Below are 1,281 nucleotides of genomic sequence, written 5' to 3' on the forward strand. Positions count from 1 at the left end.
AGGCGCACCAGGAGGTAGTGCGCCAGGTGGTTGACCGCGAACGTCGTCTCGAAGCCGTCGACCGTTCTGCCGGTGGTGTCGGGGCGGACCACTCCGGCGTTCAGCACCAATGCGTCGACGGGAGTCCCGTCCAGTCGTTCGCGCACCGACGCGGCGAAGGCACGCACCGAGTCGAGCTGTGTCAGGTCGAGCGGGATCGACTCGCCGCCGGATGTCGTACGGCGCGCCCCCAGGATCAGCCGGGCCTTTCCTGACCGCGTCAGTCGTTTAGCCGCGACCGCTCCGAAGCCTGAAGTGCCTCCGGTCATCACCGTCGTTGACACGCTGCCCCCTCGAGAGCCACCGAATTGGGACAACTCAGAGCGTAGCGCCTGGAGAGGGCAGCATCCGCTACGAGGGCGGCGAGCCGTCCCACAGGTCGGCGCTGTGGGAATCGATGAGCGCGCCGCGGGCCGGGGCCAGAGGAATGGAGCAGGTCAAAGCCTGTTCCGGTCATGCGAGAGGAAGTCCTGTCCTCGGTTGAGGAGTTAGGACGCAGCTCCGTGGCCGTACCGGTAGCTGTCCTACGCCTTCCTGTCCGGCGCCAAGTGGCCACTCCCTGTGGGCCAGCAGGAGCCGCATCACCGACGACACGGCTCCTGCCAGAGCCCTTCGTGGTGGGAAATCCCGCATCTCACCCCAGAAGGGCACTGCGCGAGGAAGCGACGAGGGGGAGCCTCGTTCCTCGCGCCCCGGGCGGCCGTCGCCACCCAGTGCGCGGCGGCCGTCTTCAAACCAGCCGCTCCGTTCGCACAGTCACGACGTTACTCCGCCTGCCCTTCACCGTCCGCACACAAGTGCGGATTTGGCACGAAGCGTTGCACCCTGTCGATCCTCGTCGGTCAGGGTCTGAGGCAGGGTCAGTCGGCGGCGGCGGCGTCGGATGTACTGCCTCGCTGAGCGGGCAGCGCCTCCAACTGGTCGGCGCGGGTGTCGGCGATGCGGGCGGCGAGGCGCCGGACCTCGCTGTTTCCCGCCGAGCGGGCGGCGGAGCGCGAGACGCGTCGCGAGTGGCCGAGGTGGTCGCGGAGCTCCTGGAGGAGGAAGCGGTCGAAGGCCGCACCGGTCAGCCGACGGCCCCGGGCGAGGTCGCCCTCGGTGACCATGCCCGGCATGTCGTGGCCTCGGTGCACATTGGTGTCGGGCAGGCCCATGCGGTGCAACAGGGGGCGAAGCCGGGCGAGTTCCGCGCGGTGCTCCTCGGTGCGCTCGGCCGCCCAGGTCACCAGTTCCGGCGCCGTG

At 69.6% G+C, this 1,281-nt stretch carries 2 protein-coding genes; both read right to left on the reverse strand.

Translation table 11 applies throughout. The annotated features are described in order from the left end of the window. Nucleotides 1–323: SDR family NAD(P)-dependent oxidoreductase (locus ACZ5CR_RS45725; protein WP_468869745.1), on the reverse strand; the 323-nt coding region annotated here is incomplete at its 3' end. Between the two features lie 576 nt (nucleotides 324–899). Then, nucleotides 900–1,281 (reverse strand): DUF305 domain-containing protein (locus ACZ5CR_RS45730; RefSeq protein WP_468869750.1); only part of this gene is annotated, 382 nt, incomplete at its 5' end.

The organism is Streptomyces sp. NPDC031274, from assembly GCF_055570235.1.